Raw genomic sequence first — 15,016 nt, forward strand, 5'->3', positions numbered from 1 at the left:
GACCTAAACGTGACGGGAAAGTGGACGGCGGGAAAATCGGATTCGGCCCGCCCCCGCGGGCCGCCGCGGACGGGCCGGTGTCCCCGGTCCGTCCCGGTGTGGTGCTGGCGGGGATTTCTGACAAGCTTAAGAGACTATGTCGCACCCACATCACCAGACCGAGTCCCACCCCGTCGATTTCCAGGTTGACCCGGTGGTCCTTGAGCTGGGGCGGCGTTTTGCCGACGCCGGCCACGAACTCTCCCTGGTCGGCGGCCCGGTCCGGGACCTCTTCCTGGGCCGTGAATCGCCGGACCTGGACTTCACCACCGACGCCACCCCGGACCAGACCGTCGCGCTGATCAAGAAATGGGCCGACAACTTCTGGGAGATCGGACGCGCCTTCGGGACCATCGGGATGCGCAAGGCCGGTTTCCAGATCGAGATCACCACCTACCGCGCCGAGGCCTACGACCCCGAGTCACGGAAACCTGTGGTGGCGTTCGGATCCTCCCTGACCGATGACCTGCTGCGCCGCGACTTCACCATCAACGCCATGGCCCTCCGGCTGCCCTCGATGGAACTGGTGGACCCGTTCGGCGGGGTCCGGGACCTGCACGCCTCCACGCTGTCCACGCCCGGGTCGCCCGAGGATTCCTTCTCGGACGACCCGCTGCGGATGATGCGGGCCGCCCGCTTCGCCGCGCAGCTGGGTGTGACCGTCCACCCCGACGTCCGCCGCGCCATGACCGCCATGGCGGAGCGGATCAAGATCATTTCCAACGAGCGTGTCCGCGACGAGCTGGTCAAGCTCATCTGCGCCGCCCAGCCAAGGACCGGCGTCGACCTCCTCGTGGACACCGGCCTGGCCGAATACGTGCTGCCCGAGGTGTCCGCGCTTCGGCTCGAATCGGATGAACACCACCGCCACAAGGACGTCTACCAGCACTCGCTGCAGGTCCTGGAGCAGACCGCGGGCCTGGAGACCGGCGCCGAAGGCCCCGTCCCGGGCCCTGACTTCGTGCTGCGGTTCGCGGCCCTGATGCACGACGTCGGCAAGCCGGCCACGCGGCGCTTCGAGGCGGGCGGCGCGGTGAGTTTCCGGCACCACGACATGGTGGGGTCGAAGCTGACCGCGAAGCGGATGAAGGCGCTCCGCTTCGACAACGACACCATCAAGGCCGTTGCGCGCCTGGTGGAACTGCACATGCGGTTCTACGGATACGGCGACGCCGGCTGGAGCGACTCCGCCGTCCGCCGCTACGTTACCGACGCCGGCCCCCTCCTGGAGCGGCTGCACCGGCTGACCCGGTCCGACGTAACCACCCGCAACCAGCGCAAGGCCGAACGCCTCGCCTTCGCCTACGACGACCTTGAGACGCGGATCGCCGAGCTGCGCGAGCGGGAATCGCTGGAGGCGGTCCGCCCGGACCTCGACGGCGGCGCCATCATGGCCCTGCTGGGCCTCAAGCCGGGACCCGTCGTCGGCCGCGCCTACAAGTACCTGCTGGAAGTACGGATGGAGAACGGGCCGCTCGAGCCCGCCGCCGCCGAAGCCAAACTGCTGGAATGGTGGGCGGCGCAGCCGGAATCCGCCGCCGTCGCACCCTCTGAGGAGTCCTAATGCCCGCACCCGCCAACGGCCCCCGCCCCCAGCTCTGGATCCTCCGCCACGGCGAGACCGAATGGTCCAAGAGCGGCCAGTACACGGGCCTGACGGACCTTCCCCTCACGGTGGAGGGCGAGCAGCAGGCCGTGGAGGCCCGCAAGGTCCTTGACGGGGTCGACTTCGACCTGGTGCTCACCTCGCCGCTGCGCCGCGCCCGCCGCACGGCCGAACTGGCCGGCTTCCCCGACGCACGGCTGGAAACGCTGGCGGTGGAGTGGGACTACGGCGACTACGAGGGCATCAGCTCGGACCTGATCCGGAAGGACAACCCGGACTACCTGATCTGGACCCACGGCGTGCCAAACGGTGAAGCGCTCGACGACGTCGCGGCTCGGGCGGACAAGATCGTGGCCAGGGTGCTGGAGTCCGGCCTCGACAATGTCCTGGTCGTGGCGCACGGGCATTTCTCCCGCATCCTCACCGCCCGGTGGCTGGGACTGGACGCCCACGAGGGACGGCATTTCGTCCTTGGTACAGCCAAGGTCTGCACCCTGGGCTGGGATAAAAAGACCCCTGCAGTGGTGCGCTGGGGCCTCTAAAACGGCTCCCTTAAAATTTTTTCCCATAAAACTTTATGGATTAAGTGGTCAACCCCTGCATTCATCATGTAGTTTTATTTCCAACCCCAGAGGCGTCCCGCCGGGGTATCGGCGCTCACCGCCCGGCCTGTCAGCCGGAGCGATGGCACAACAGAAAAGGAGGTTGGGAAAATGATTACTTTGACTCGCGGATGGATGTTCACCCTCACCGCCAACCCGGCCTCCGTTGTTGCCTGGCGCCCGAATTTTGGAATGCACACCTGCTGATTCCGCTGATCGCCGGCCACGTGCCGGGATTGCAGAACCGCCGCTAGCCCGACTCCTCCCGCATCAGGGACGGCGCGGGCTTCGGCGGGACAGTTGCCGGTAAAGCCTCCTTCTTCATCACCTTCGCCCTGCCAGGCCATCACAACGCGCGGCACCACAATTCGGAACTCTGTTTCCCGGCGGTGCATCTTTCACGCTCAGTCCCGGCATTCTTCGCTTGGCGAATTCACGCACTAAAACGGCTCTTCTTTTGCTGCCCTTTTAGTGACATTATCTGCAATTTATCCGGGGTCTATTTGTCATGCCCAAATATCCCGTAAATTCCTTCCCTCTTCACCCCAGGAGTACACGTGTCTGTCGTTCCGTCCCTGACCCGCCCCACACCGCACCCCGGAGCCCTGCCGCTTCGGCCGGATCCCGCCCAGACTTCCATCCCGACCCTCCGGAGGGAGGTGAAACCAATGAAACGACAGCTCCCCCGCGTGCCGGTCTTCCGTCCGCGGCCCGGCCGCAAGGAACGGACGCAGTTCAACGCCCAGCTGCTGGAACAGCGGCGTGAAGACGTCTACCTGACCCTGCACCAGATGGGCCTGATCCGCTGATTCGCTGCTGCCCCGACCGCCCAGGTCACGCACACCGCAGCAGCCATCAGAGGAGGACCCATGAGATTGACCATTCCGAGCTACCCGCCAGGAGCCCACGCGGCAACGCGTGGGCTCCCCCGTTTAACCGGCCGCCCGTCGTCCCCAGGGCCACGTCCGGCCGCCGCGAACCCCCGGTAAGCTCATGGCATGCAGGAGACAATGCCGCCGGACCAGCACCGGAGGAGCCGACTGGTGGTTCCCACCCGCAGTGACCGGCTGCTACGGAACTTCACCGAACTGATCGGCGGACCCATGGGGCGCCGCGCCGCGCCCGGTGTCGTCTCTCCCGGCCTCTTCACCGTCCCGAGGGTGCTTGGAATCCTGACGGTCCTGGCCGCGCTGCTGGCACTCCTGGTCAAGGGCTACTGCCGGAGCAACGGCTGGGAATCCCCCGGCCAGTTTTACGCCACCTGCTACTCCGACTTCCCCGAACTCTTTCGAAACCGCGGACTGGGCAATGGCGCCTTCCCGTTCGTCACCGCCGGAAGCTACTTCGAATACCCGGTCCTGATGGGCTTCATCGCCGGAGCCACCGCCCTTCTGGTACCCGGCTCGGGAACCGGCGCCGGCCGGGTCCTCGCGTACTTCGACGTCAATGCCACCCTGGTGGTGGCCGTCTGGATCGTCGTCGTCCTCGTCACCGCCCGCACGGCCGGCCGGCGGCCCTGGGACGCCGCCATGGTGGCGCTGGCCCCCGGCATCATCCTGGCCGGATTCATCAACTGGGACATGTGGGCCGTGGGTTTCCTGGCCCTGGCCATGTACTTCTTCTCCCGGAACCACCTGGTCCTGGCCGGCATCTGCATCGGGCTGGGCACCGCCACCAAGCTCTACCCGCTGCTGATCCTCGGCGCCATCCTGGTGCTCGCGCTGCGCACCGGACGGATCCGGGCGTTCCTCGCCACCGCCGGGGCGGCCGCGGCGGCGTGGCTTGCCGTGAACCTTCCCGCCCTGCTGGCAGACCCGGCCGGATGGAAGTACTTCTACCAGTTCACCGAGTCCCGGCCCGCCGGCTACAGCTCACCCTGGTTCGCGTACAACCTGGTGGCCGGCCGGCTCGGCTGGAAGCCGCTGGAGGCGGCCGTCATCAATTCCCTGGCCATGGACCTGTTCCTGGCCGCCTGCGTGCTGATCGCGCTGCTGGCCCTGGCCGCCCCGCGCCGTCCCCGCCTGGCGCAACTGGTTTTCTTGATCGTGGCCGCCTTCATCCTGACCAACAAGGTCTACTCGCCCCAGTTCGTCATCTGGCTCATCCCGCTGCTGGCCCTGGCCCGGCCGCGGTGGCGCGACTTCCTCATCTGGCAGGCCATCGAGGCACTGCACTGGGCGGCCGTGTGGATGTTCCTGGGTCAGGTCACCAGCGGCGGCCCCTCCCAGCACAACATCGACATGCCCTACTACGTCCTGGCCGTCGTCGCGCACATGCTGGCCACGGCATATCTGATGGCGCGGGTGGCCTGGGACGTCGTCGAGCCGGACCGGGACATCATCCGCCGGCAGCGCGTGGACGATCCCCATGGAGGTCCCTTCGACGGCGCCGCTGACCGGCTGCGGATCGACCTCCGGCACCCGGCGTCCTCGGTCCTGCCGTGGCGGACGGCGAAGGTGGGCTCCGATGCCTGACGTCGCGGTGGTGGGAGCGGGCCCCAACGGCCTCGCCGCGGCCGTGACGATGGCCCGCGCCGGCCTCGCCGTGGACGTGTACGAGGCCGCACCCACCCCCGGCGGCGGCCTCCGGACCATGGAACTGATGGAACCGGGCCACCTGCACGACGTGTGCTCGGCCGTCCATCCCATGGCGCTGGCCTCGCCGTTCTTCCGCGAGTTCGGGCTCTCCCGGCGGATCGACGTCGTGACCCCCGAGCTCTCCCACGGGGCGCCCCTCGACGGTGGCCGGGCCGCGCTCGGCTACCGCTCCCTGGGGCGCACGGCAGCCGCCCTGGGCCGCGACGGCGCTGCGTACCGGCGGCTGATGACCCCGCTGCTGCAACGCCTCGAGGGAGTCATGGACGTTGCCCTCAACCAGCTGCTGCGGATCCCCAGCGATCCCGTCGCCGCCGCGGTCTTCGGCCTGCGCACCCTTGAACAGGGCACCCGGCTGTGGGATGCCCGCTTCCGTGAGGATCTCGCCCCCGCGCTCCTGACCGGGGTGGCCGCCCACGCCGTCGCCCCGCTGCCCACCCTCCCGGCCGCCGGCGCCGGCCTGGTCCTCGGTGCCCTGGGACATGCCGGGGGCTGGCCCATCCCGGTGGGCGGTTCCTCCTCCATCGCACAGGCGATGATCGCGGACATTGAAGCGCACGGCGGCCGGATCCACACCGGCACCCGGATCGATGCCCTGACGGACCTGCCGCCGGCACGGGCCACCCTGTTCGACGTGGCCCCGCCCGGGCTGCTGCGGATCGCCGGCAACCGGCTCCCGGCCCGTTACCGCCGCGCCCTGGAGGACTACCGGTTCGGCAACGGCGCCTGCAAGGTGGACTACATCCTCTCCGGCCCCGTCCCCTGGGCCGCCCCGGAGCTCGCCGGGGCCGGCACGGTTCACGTCGGCGGAACCCGGGCCGAGACCGCCGAGGCCGAGCACCTGGTGGCTTCCGGGCAGCACCCGGAGCGGCCCTACGTCCTGGTCTCCCAGCCCTCCACCTTCGACACCGGCCGCGCCCCCGCCGGCCGGCACATCCTCTGGACCTACTGCCACGTCCCGGCCGGGTCCACCGTGGACATGGGCGCCGAGGTCACGGCCCAGCTGGAGCGATTCGCCCCCGGCTTCCGGGACCTGATCGTGGACCAGCGGGTGACCACGGCGGCGGACCTCGGCGCCTACAACGAAAACTATGTCGGCGGGGACTTCAGCGCCGGGGCCATGGACCTGCGCGGTCTGCTGGCCCGTCCGGTGTTCCGGCCCGTCCCGTGGCGGACCCCCGTCCGCGGGCTCTATCTCTGCTCTTCGGCCACCCCGCCCGGGCCCGGCGTGACCGGCATGCCCGGCTTCCACGCCGCCCGGCACGCGCTCCGGGACGTCTTCGGTCTCCCGGTTCCCGCACTGGGCCCGGTGGGGGACGCGGCCGCCGGCTAGTGCGCGCCCTGCAGGGCGCCGAGCGAGAGCCGACCGTCGGCCATCGTGGCGACGGCGTCGGTGTGCGGCACCAGGTCCGCGTCGTGGGTGACCATTAGCGTTGCGACGCCGAATTCGTCGGTGACCTCCCGCAGCAACCGGACGATGTCCCCGCTGCGCTGCTGGTCCAGCGCCGCCGTCGGCTCATCCACCAGCAGCAGGGCCGGGTCGGCCATCAGGGCCCGGGCGATGTTGACGCGCTGCCGCTGGCCGCCGGAGAGCTGGTGCGGCCGGCGGTCTCCCGCGGCGGCCAGGCCCACGCGGTCCAGCAGCGTCCCGGCGCGCTCCCGGGCCTGCCGCGGCTGTTCTCCGCGCAGGTGCGCTGCCAGGAGGAGCTGTTCCACGGCGGTCAGGGAGGGCAGGAGGTTGGGCTGCTGGAAGATGATCCCGACCCGGTCCCGCCGCAGCGCCGAGCGGGCCGCGTCGGACAGGGACCCCGCGTCCTGGCCGGCCACCAGGACGGTGCCGGAGCTCGGGCGGATCAGGGTGGCGGCCACCGCCAGCAGCGATGACTTCCCGGATCCGGACGGACCCAGCAAGGCCAGGAACGTGCCGGCGGCCAGGTCCAGGCTGACCCGGTCCAGGGCGCGCAGCGTGCTGCCGCCGTCGGGGTAGTCGAGGGTGACGTCGCGGAGGCTGAGGACGGACTTCATGAATATGCCTTTCGAGGAATGTTTAGGGTGAGGGTGCGGGTGCCGGTGGCACGCCGCGTTAGTTGCCGCCGAGGGCCAGCAGCGGGTCCACCCGGGTGACGCCGCGGACCGCGAGGACGGAGGCAGCGAGCCCCAGGAGCACGACGCCGGCGACGGGCAGCAGCGTGGTGGCCGGGCCCGTGAGGAACGGCGCGGCCTTCCCGGCGAGCAGTCCGCCGAAAGCGCCCGCCGCGCCTCCGGCCAGGGCCCCCGCGGCCAGCACGGCGGCGGCCTGGACCATGGCGTCCCGGAGGATGTATCGGGTGGAACCGCCGAGCGCCTTGAGGACGGCGATGTCACGGGTCCGCTGGACGGTCCACACGGTCAGGAAGGCGGCCACCACCAGGGCACTGATGCCGTAGAGGAAGGACTGCATCAGCAGCAGGGAACCGTTTTCGCTGCGGTAGGAGCCGAGGGCCTGGAAGGAGCCGCTGCGGGTGGCGCTGACGGTTCCCGCGGCGGCGTCGGCGGCGCCGAGGTCCGTCCCGGCCGAGGTGCCGACGGCCAGGACCGTGGCCACGGCGGCCGGGTCGGTGAGGTGTGAGAGGGTGCGCCAGTCCGCCAGGGAGGTCCAGACCACGGCGGTGTGCGAGTACCACTGGTCCGGAACCACCGCGGCGACGGCCAGGGAGCTGCCGCCCACGCTGACCCGGCGCCCCGGTGCGAGGTCCAGGTCCTTGGCCAGGCCGGCCCCGATCACCACGGTGCCCTCGGCCACCTGCGCGGGGGCCAGCGCGCCGTCCCCGGTCACGCCGAAGACGGCAACATTCGCCGAGCCGGCGGGTTCCCCGCCCGGGGCCACGGCCTGCAAGCGGGTCTGGCTGATGCCCAGCGGCTCCGCGCTGGTGACGCCGTCGTGGTTCTTCCAGCGGGCCAGCTGGGCCGCGGTGACGGAGGACTCCGTGTAGGAGGCGGTGGGTGTGGTCCCGGCGGGGGCGCCGAACACGATGTGGTCCGCCGGGAGGGCGGCGATGGCGGAGGTTGACTGGTTGCCGAGGCCGGCGGTGAGGCCGGAGAGCATCACCAGCAGCAGGGTGATCAGGGCGACGACGCCGCCCATCAGGGCGAAACGGCCCTTGGCGAAGCGGATGTCGCGGAGAGCGAGAAACATGGGTGTCCTTTGCGGGTTGAAAAGCCTTTCTTCCACTCTGGCCGGGGCCGGTGCCCATTCCATCGGGTGCCCGGATGATCCCGGCGGGACGATCGGAGGGGTGCCGGATCATCCAAAAGGATGATTACGGTGTCCCGCGGGCCATTGGCGGGCTCCCGGGCAGGATGCCAAAGCTAGGCTGAGGACATGGAAAGGGAAGCGGGGGACACCCGGCAGGCGGCGGGCACGGCGGTGATCCTGCGCGTGCTGCGCGTGAGCCTGCACGTCGGCTTCGCGGTGCTCCTGCTGGTGGCGGTTGCGCGGCTGCTGGCCGGCGGCCTGGGCACCGGCGCGGCCTGGCTGCAGCTGGTCCTGGCCGTCGCCCTCGCCGGGGTCTACCTGGCCGGGACGGTCCTGGAGAAGCGGCACGCGGCGCTGCCCGGCCGTTTCGACCCGAGTCCGCACGCCCGCTGGTGGCTCGCGCTTGTGTGCCTGCTCTGGCTGGCCCTGATCGCCGGCAGCACCGACTTCGTCTGGCTCGCCTTCCCGCTGTTCTTCCTCCAGCTTCAGGTGCTGCCCCGGGCGGGTGCCCTCGCCGCGATCGCCGTTAGCACCGCCCTGGTCATCGCCGCGCTCTGGTTCCACGGCGGCGGCCCCGCCGGGACGCCGCTGCAGCTGCCGATGGTGCTGGGACCCAGCTTCGGCGCCGCGTTCGCCGTCGTCACCGGCCTCGCCTACCGGGCGCTCTACACCGAGGCGAAGGAGCAGCGCCGCGTGGCGGAGGAACTCCGGCGCACCCGCGCCGAGCTGGCCCGCAGCGAACACGACGCCGGCATCCTCGCCGAACGCGCCCGGCTGGCCCGCGAAATCCATGACACCCTGGCCCAGGGCTTCTCCAGCATCGTGCTGATGGGACGCTCCGCGGAGCAGGCGCTGGCCGCGGGAGATACAGACCTCGCCGCCGCGCGGCTGCACACGGTCCAGGCCACGGCCGCCGGAAACCTGGCCGAGGCCCGCAACTTCGTCCGCGGGCTGCAGCCGCCCGTCCTGGAACGCGACTCGCTGCCGACCAGCCTGCGCCGGCTCTGCGAGAGTACGGAGGCCGAGGCCGCCGCGCAGGGAACGCCCCTGGCCTGCCGGCTTGAGCTCACCGGTACTCCCGTTGAGCTGCCCCGGCCCTACCAGGCCACCCTGCTGCGCGCCGCCCAGGCCAGCCTGGCCAACGTCCGCCGCCACGCCGCCGCCGGCACCGCCGTGGTCACGCTCGGATTCCTCGACACGGAGGTCACTATGGACATCTTCGACGACGGGCAGGGCTTCGACCCGCGGGCCACCGCGGGCCGCACGGACGGCTCCGGCTTCGGCCTGCGCTCCCTGCAGGACCGGCTGGCCGCGCTCGGCGGATCCTTCGTCGTCGAGTCCGCGCCCGGGGAGGGCACCGTGGTGGCGCTCCGCCTGCCGCTGGGCGGTGCGGCCGCGTGAACGACATCCGCGTCCTGCTGGTCGATGACCATCCCGTGGTCCGCGCCGGTCTGCGGGCCATGCTGGCCGGCTGCGAGGGCATCACCGTCGCCGCGGAAGCCGCCGACGGCGCCGCCGCGATCGCCGAACTCTCCCGTCTCCACACACTCGGCGAACCGGCCGACGTCGTCCTCATGGACCTGCAGATGGGCGCGGGCATGGACGGCGTCACCGCGACCGGCCGGATCCGCGCCGGCGCGGCCGGGACTCCCCCGCCCCCGGTCCTGATCCTCACCACCTTCGACTCCGACGCCGACATCCTGGCCGCGGTGGAAGCCGGCGCCAGCGGCTACATGCTCAAGGACGCCCCGCCCGAGCAGCTCCGCGACGCCGTCCTGGCCGCCGCCGCCGGCCGCACCGCCCTCGCCCCCGAGGTTGCTGCGCGGCTGCTCGGCCGGATCCGGAACCCGGAACCGGCCCTCTCCGCCCGGGAGCTGGAACTGCTGGAACTGCTGGCCACCGGCCTGGCCAACCGCGCCATCGCCAAGGAACTGTTCATCTCCGAGGCCACCGTGAAGACCCACCTGGCGCACATCTACGCCAAACTCGGCGTCGACAACCGGACGGCGGCCATTGCCGCGGCGACGCAACGCCGGATCATCCGCCCCGCCGGCGGGTGAGACTGCCCGGCGGGTGAACGCCGGGACCCCGGGGGACGCCGCGTGACACGGCGATATCCGGGGCTCAGGGCATAATGGCGCGAATGGGGAAAAAACACATACTGACGTTTGGCCTGACCGGACTGGTGCTCGCCGCCTCGTTGGTGGCCTGCGACGACGGCCGCTCGGGGGCCCAGGACGCCGCCAACAAGCTCGCCTCCGGCCTCTCCGCGCTCGACGTCGGCGCGGTCCCGTTCCAGGGCAAGGACTCCTCCGCCGCCAATGACCGGCTGCACGAGGCCTTCAAGGCCCTCGAACCGGCCAAGCCCACGGTCCACGGCGGCGACCTCACCGTGGACAAGGACACCGCCACCCTCCCGCTGGACATCAGCTGGACCATCGGCGGATCCGAATGGAAGTACACCGTGTCCGCCCAGCTGAAGAAGGCCGGAGACACCTGGCAGACCGTCTGGAAGCCGGACCTGCTGGCGCCCGGCCTGACCGACACCGAGGTGCTGGCCACCTCCACGCAGTCGCCCCAGCGGGCCGATATCCTCGGCGCCGGGGACGTGCCGCTGGTGACCTCCCGCCCGGTGGTCAACGTCGGCATCGACAAGCCCGCCCTCGGCGGGGCCGATCCGGCGGCATCAGCCGCGAAGCTCGCGGCCCTGGTGGGCGTGGACCCGGCCGGATACACCCAGCAGGTGCAGGCCGCCGGCCCGCAGGCCTTCGTCGCCGCCATCACCCTGCGCCAGGACGGCCGGACCATCACGGACGAGCAGATCGGCGCGATCCCCGGTGCCCGGGCCATCGCCGATGCGCTCCCGCTCGCCCCCACGCGGACCTTTGCCCGCGCCGTCCTCGGCTCCGTGGCCGAGGCCAGCGCCGAACAGATCGAGAAATCCGGTGGTGCCCTCAAAAGCGGGGACAGCACCGGCACGGGCGGCCTGCAGCAGCAGTACGACGCCCGGCTGCGCGGCACGGACGGCGTTCAGGTCTTTGCCCAGGTCCCCGGCCTCACCCCGGAACAGCGCCAGGCCCAGCCCAACGCCGGCCGCCGCATGCTCTTCCAGGTCGCCATGAAGCCGGGCGCCCCGCTGAAGACCACCCTGGATCCGAAGCTGCAGCAACTGGCCGAGGACACCCTGGCCAAGGTGGGACCGGCGTCCGCGATCGTGGCGCTCCGGCCCTCCAGCGGCGCCGTGCTTGCCGCCGCCTCCGGACCCGGCAGCAACGGCTACGACACCGCCATGCTGGGACAGTACGCCCCCGGATCCATCTTCAAGATCGTCGATTCCCTGGCGCTGATCCGCGGCGGCATGACCCCGGACAGCAAGGTCGACTGCCCCGCCACCCTGGAGGTGGACGGCCGGACCTTCAAGAACGCGGAGGGCTACCCTGCCTCCTCGCTGGGCTCGGTGGCCCTGCGGGATGCCTTCGCGCACTCCTGCAACACCGCCTTCATCAACGCCCGGGACAAGGTCAGCCAGGCCCAGCTGGAAAGCACCGCGGCGTCCCTGGGCGTGGGCGTCGACGCCCCGAAGCTCGGCGCGGCCGCGTTTCTGGGGTCGGTTCCCGGCCAGGCCGGCGGCACCGAACACGCCGCCTCGATGATCGGCCAGGGCAAGGTCCTGCTGTCCCCGCTGGTGGCGGCGGTGATGGCCGGTTCCGTGGCCAAGGGCGCCCCGGTGTCGCCGGTCCTGGTCACCAACCCCGATGCACCCGCCGGCACGGCGGGAACGACGGCCGGTTCCACCGGCTCCGCGTCTCCCGCCGCGACGGCAGCCTCAAGTGCTTCCGCCAGCGGGTCGCCGGGTGCGACCTCCTCGGCGACCGCCGCCCCGACGGCCTCCGGTACCCCGCTGACCCCGGCCGAGGCGGCGTCCCTGGCCGACATGATGCGCGCCGTTATCACCTCCGGGCACGCCGGCTTCCTCGCCTCCGTTCCCGGCGCCCCGGTGGGGGCCAAGACGGGCACGGCCGAGTTTGGCTCGGACAACCCGCCGAAGACCCACGCCTGGATCGTGGCTACGCACGGCGACCTCGCCGTCGCCGTCTTCGTGGAGGACGGCGGCCTCGGCGCCACCACCTCCGGGCCGCTGCTCAAGGAGTTCCTGACCGGCGCCGGCTAGGCCGGCACCCCGGAGCCCCGCGGCCGTGACCGCGGGGCTCCGTGCGAGGATGGAAGCGTGGCCCATATTGACGTTTCCGGCATCGACTACTTCCTCTCCGATGGCACCCAGCTGCTCAACGGCGTGACCTTCAAGGTCCCCGACGGCACCAAGACGGCGCTGATTGGACCCAACGGAACCGGCAAGACCACGCTCTTCCGCATCATCGCCGGTGACCTCACGCCGGACGAGGGCGTGATCGGCCGCTCCGGCAACATGGGCATCATGCGGCAATTCGTCGGCCAGGTCCGCGACGACTCCACGGTCCGGGACCTGCTGGTCTCCGCCGCGCCGCCCGCGCTGGCCGCGGCCGCGCGCGCCGTCGACGAGGCCGAACTGGCCATGATCGAACATGACGACGAGCCGACCCAGATGAAGTACGCCCAGGCGATCGTGGACTGGGGCGACGCCGGCGGATACGACGTCGAAACCGTCTGGGACGAGGTCTGCATGGCCGCGCTGGGCCTGCCCTTCGACCGCGCCCAGCACCGGCCCGCCTCAAGCCTCTCCGGCGGCGAACAGAAGCGCCTGGTCCTCGAGGCCCTCTTCGCCGGCCCGGACGAACTGCTGCTGCTGGACGAACCGGACAACTACCTGGACGTCCCCGGCAAGCGCTGGCTCGAGGCGAAGCTCAACGACTCGAAGAAGACCGTGTTCTTCATCAGCCACGACCGCGAGCTGCTGAACAACGCCGCCGGCCGCATCGTCACCCTGGAACCGGGCATCAACGGCGCCGGCGCCTGGGTCCACGGCGGCGGCTTCGGCTCCTACGTAGAGGCCCGCGCGGACCGCAACGCCCGCTTCGAGGAGCTCCGCAAGCGCTGGGACGAGGAGCACGTGAAGCTCAAGGAACTCGTCAACATGTACAAGAACAAGGCCGCGTTCCGCTCCGACATGGCCAACCGGTACCACGCCGCGCAGACCCGGCTGGCGAAGTTCCTCGAGGCCGGCCCGCCCGAGGCCCTGCCGATCGAGCAGAACGTGCAGATGCGGCTCAAGGGCGGCCGGACCGCCAAGCGCGCCGTCGTGGCCGAAAAGCTGGAGCTCACCGGGCTGATGAAGCCGTTCTCCACCGAGATCTGGTTCGGTGACCGGGTGGGCGTGCTCGGCTCCAACGGCTCCGGCAAGAGCCACTTCCTGCGTCTGCTGGCGACCGGTGGCACCGACCCGGAACGCGAACACCTGCCCGTCTCCGACGTCGAGATCGCCGAGGTCCCACACGAGGGCACGGTGAAGCTCGGCGCCCGGATCCGGCCCGGCTTCTTCGCCCAGACCCACGTCCGCCCGGACCTCCTGGGTAAGACCCTGCTGGAGATCCTGCACCGCGGCGACGAACACCGCTCCGGCCTGGCCCGCGAGGCCGCCGCCGGCGCGCTGGACGGCTACGGCCTGGCGGGCCAGTCCGAGCAGAAGTACGAGTCCCTCTCCGGCGGCCAGCAGGCCAGGTTCCAGATCCTGCTGCTGCAGCTCTCCGGCGCCACCCTGCTGTTGCTCGATGAGCCCACCGACAACCTGGACCTGCACTCGGCCGAGGCGCTGGAACGGGCCATCGGCCACTTCGAGGGCACCGTCCTGGCCGTCACCCACGACCGCTGGTTCGCGCGGACCTTCGACCGCTTCCTCGTCTTCGGCTCCGACGGCAAGGTCTACGAATCTGCGGAGCCGGTCTGGGACGAAAAGCGCGTCGACCGGGTCCGCTGAATGCGCACATGAGCGTTGCGCGTGATCATTTGATCGTTTAACGCTAGAGTTTGCTCATGAACACTGAGCAGCGGCACCGCCGCATCGGCGAACTGCTGCGCCGCCGGGACCACGTGAGCGTGGAGGAACTGGTCGCCGAGTGCGGCGCCTCCGGCGCCACCATCCGGCGCGACCTGGACGTCCTGGCCCTCAACGGCGTGCTCCGCCGGGTCCACGGCGGGGCGCAGAGCCTCGTCGCGGGCGGCGAGCACCCCGAATACGGCCAGCGCGAACTCGAGGACCAGGAGGCCAAGGCCCGCATCGCCGCCGGCGTGGCCGGACTCCTCCGGGACCGGACCCACGTCTGGCTGGACAGCGGCACCACCGCCACCGAGGTGGCCCGGCAGCTGCAACACCGTGAACTGACCGTCATGCCCATGTCCCTGCCCGCCGTCAACGCCCTCGCCGGCGGCCCCACGGCCGGCCGGCGCGCCGGGCTGCTGTTGCCCGGTGGCAGCCTGAGTCCCGGAGAACTCTCCTTCCGCGGCCCGCTGACCGAGTCCACCGTCCGGGCCCTTCGGTTCGACACCGCCGTCGTCACCCCCTGCGCGGTAAGCCTGCGCGACGGCCTGCTGGCCCACGACCTGGAGGACGCCGCCGTCAAACGCGCCGGACTTGAGTCGGCCGGTCGCGTGATCGCCGCCTGCTCGGCGGCCAAATGGGACGCCGGCGCCGTAGCGCTGGTGGCCGTCCTGGACGCCGTGGACGTCCTGGTGACCGACAAAGACCTGACCCCGGCGGACCGCGCCGAACTCGCCCGTCACTGTGTGGAAGTGGTAACCGTATGAGCAAGCTTCAGACCCGCCAACCCCTCAGAGCGGCGGCCACGGCCACCTTCCTGGTCTTCGGCATCAACGGGCTGGTCTTCGCCAGCTGGGCCGCCCGGATCCCCGCGGTCACCGACATCCTGGGCATCACCTCGGGCCAGATGGGAACGCTGCTGCTCTGCGTGGCCGTCGGGTCGCTGATCGCCCTGCCGACCGCCGGCTG

12 protein-coding genes and 1 pseudogene are annotated in these 15,016 nt (G+C 71.0%); 11 read left to right on the forward strand and 2 right to left on the reverse strand.

The window, feature by feature from the left end:
- The first annotated feature begins 136 nt into the window (after positions 1 to 136).
- From AB0305_RS07275 to AB0305_RS07295, 5 genes are all read left to right on the forward strand, one after another.
- Complete coding sequence (locus AB0305_RS07275) at positions 137 to 1,603, forward strand: CCA tRNA nucleotidyltransferase (protein ID WP_364138096.1); 1,467 nt, start codon at positions 137 to 139, stop codon at positions 1,601 to 1,603.
- Positions 1,603 to 2,187 carry a histidine phosphatase family protein gene (locus AB0305_RS07280; RefSeq protein ID WP_364138099.1) on the forward strand — a complete coding sequence of 195 codons (585 nt, stop codon included), beginning with the start codon at positions 1,603 to 1,605 and terminating at the stop codon, positions 2,185 to 2,187. Before AB0305_RS07275 ends, AB0305_RS07280 begins: the two co-directional genes overlap by 1 nt.
- Positions 2,188 to 2,915: 728 nt before the next feature.
- Entirely contained in the window at positions 2,916 to 3,056 is a 141-nt protein-coding gene (locus AB0305_RS07285) for a hypothetical protein (protein ID WP_290257125.1), read from the forward strand.
- Positions 3,057 to 3,245: 189 nt separating this feature from the next.
- Positions 3,246 to 4,721: a glycosyltransferase 87 family protein gene (locus AB0305_RS07290; protein ID WP_364138102.1), complete on the forward strand. Its 1,476-nt coding sequence runs from the start codon at positions 3,246 to 3,248 to the stop codon at positions 4,719 to 4,721.
- The gene (locus tag AB0305_RS07295; protein WP_364138105.1) at positions 4,714 to 6,174 is read left to right on the forward strand and encodes an NAD(P)/FAD-dependent oxidoreductase; all 1,461 of its coding nucleotides are present in this window, start codon (positions 4,714 to 4,716) and stop codon (positions 6,172 to 6,174) included. Before AB0305_RS07290 ends, AB0305_RS07295 begins: the two co-directional genes overlap by 8 nt.
- Here the strand turns inward: AB0305_RS07295 and AB0305_RS07300 are convergent.
- Positions 6,171 to 6,866 carry an ABC transporter ATP-binding protein gene (locus AB0305_RS07300; RefSeq protein WP_364138108.1) on the reverse strand — a complete coding sequence of 232 codons (696 nt, stop codon included), beginning with the start codon at positions 6,864 to 6,866 and terminating at the stop codon, positions 6,171 to 6,173. The genes AB0305_RS07295 and AB0305_RS07300 overlap by 4 nt on opposite strands.
- 58 nt (positions 6,867 to 6,924) lie before the next feature.
- On the reverse strand, positions 6,925 to 8,016 hold the full coding sequence (locus tag AB0305_RS07305; RefSeq protein ID WP_364138111.1) for an FtsX-like permease family protein: 1,092 nt from the start codon (positions 8,014 to 8,016) through the stop codon (positions 6,925 to 6,927).
- Between the two features lie 186 nt (positions 8,017 to 8,202).
- Between AB0305_RS07305 and AB0305_RS07310 the strand changes: the two genes are divergently transcribed.
- The 6 genes and pseudogenes from AB0305_RS07310 to AB0305_RS07335 form a co-directional block, all read left to right on the forward strand.
- Positions 8,203 to 9,477, forward strand: coding sequence for a sensor histidine kinase (locus AB0305_RS07310; RefSeq protein WP_364138113.1), 1,275 nt, complete (start codon positions 8,203 to 8,205; stop codon positions 9,475 to 9,477).
- A complete protein-coding gene (locus AB0305_RS07315) occupies positions 9,474 to 10,136 on the forward strand; it encodes a response regulator transcription factor (protein ID WP_364138116.1) in 663 nt (220 codons plus the stop codon). Before AB0305_RS07310 ends, AB0305_RS07315 begins: the two co-directional genes overlap by 4 nt.
- 83 nt (positions 10,137 to 10,219) lie before the next feature.
- Entirely contained in the window at positions 10,220 to 12,247 is a 2,028-nt protein-coding gene (locus AB0305_RS07320; protein ID WP_364138119.1) for a penicillin-binding transpeptidase domain-containing protein, read from the forward strand.
- A 57-nt stretch (positions 12,248 to 12,304) separates the two neighbouring features.
- Positions 12,305 to 13,987, forward strand: coding sequence for an ATP-binding cassette domain-containing protein (locus AB0305_RS07325; protein ID WP_364138122.1), 1,683 nt, complete (start codon positions 12,305 to 12,307; stop codon positions 13,985 to 13,987).
- Between the two features lie 56 nt (positions 13,988 to 14,043).
- Positions 14,044 to 14,814, forward strand: coding sequence for a DeoR/GlpR family DNA-binding transcription regulator (locus tag AB0305_RS07330; RefSeq protein ID WP_364138125.1), 771 nt, complete (start codon positions 14,044 to 14,046; stop codon positions 14,812 to 14,814).
- Positions 14,811 to 15,016 (forward strand): annotated as a pseudogene (locus AB0305_RS07335) (MFS transporter); the annotation flags it as partial. The gene AB0305_RS07330 and the pseudogene AB0305_RS07335, both read left to right, overlap by 4 nt.

The organism is Arthrobacter sp. NPDC080086, from assembly GCF_040702285.1.

Bases quoted from the DNA above. Each gene is read 5' to 3' on its own strand.
- AB0305_RS07295 (WP_364138105.1), top strand. From the start codon at position 4,714: ATGCCTGACGTCGCGGTGGTGGGAGCGGGCCCCAACGGCCTCGCCGCG.
- AB0305_RS07300 (WP_364138108.1), bottom strand. From the start codon at position 6,866: ATGAAGTCCGTCCTCAGCCTCCGCGACGTCACCCTCGACTACCCCGAC.
- AB0305_RS07320 (WP_364138119.1), top strand. From the start codon at position 10,220: ATGGGGAAAAAACACATACTGACGTTTGGCCTGACCGGACTGGTGCTC.
- AB0305_RS07275 (WP_364138096.1), top strand. From the start codon at position 137: ATGTCGCACCCACATCACCAGACCGAGTCCCACCCCGTCGATTTCCAG.
- AB0305_RS07305 (WP_364138111.1), bottom strand. From the start codon at position 8,016: ATGTTTCTCGCTCTCCGCGACATCCGCTTCGCCAAGGGCCGTTTCGCC.
- AB0305_RS07290 (WP_364138102.1), top strand. From the start codon at position 3,246: ATGCAGGAGACAATGCCGCCGGACCAGCACCGGAGGAGCCGACTGGTG.
- AB0305_RS07280 (WP_364138099.1), top strand. From the start codon at position 1,603: ATGCCCGCACCCGCCAACGGCCCCCGCCCCCAGCTCTGGATCCTCCGC.
- AB0305_RS07310 (WP_364138113.1), top strand. From the start codon at position 8,203: ATGGAAAGGGAAGCGGGGGACACCCGGCAGGCGGCGGGCACGGCGGTG.
- AB0305_RS07285 (WP_290257125.1), top strand. From the start codon at position 2,916: ATGAAACGACAGCTCCCCCGCGTGCCGGTCTTCCGTCCGCGGCCCGGC.
- AB0305_RS07330 (WP_364138125.1), top strand. From the start codon at position 14,044: ATGAACACTGAGCAGCGGCACCGCCGCATCGGCGAACTGCTGCGCCGC.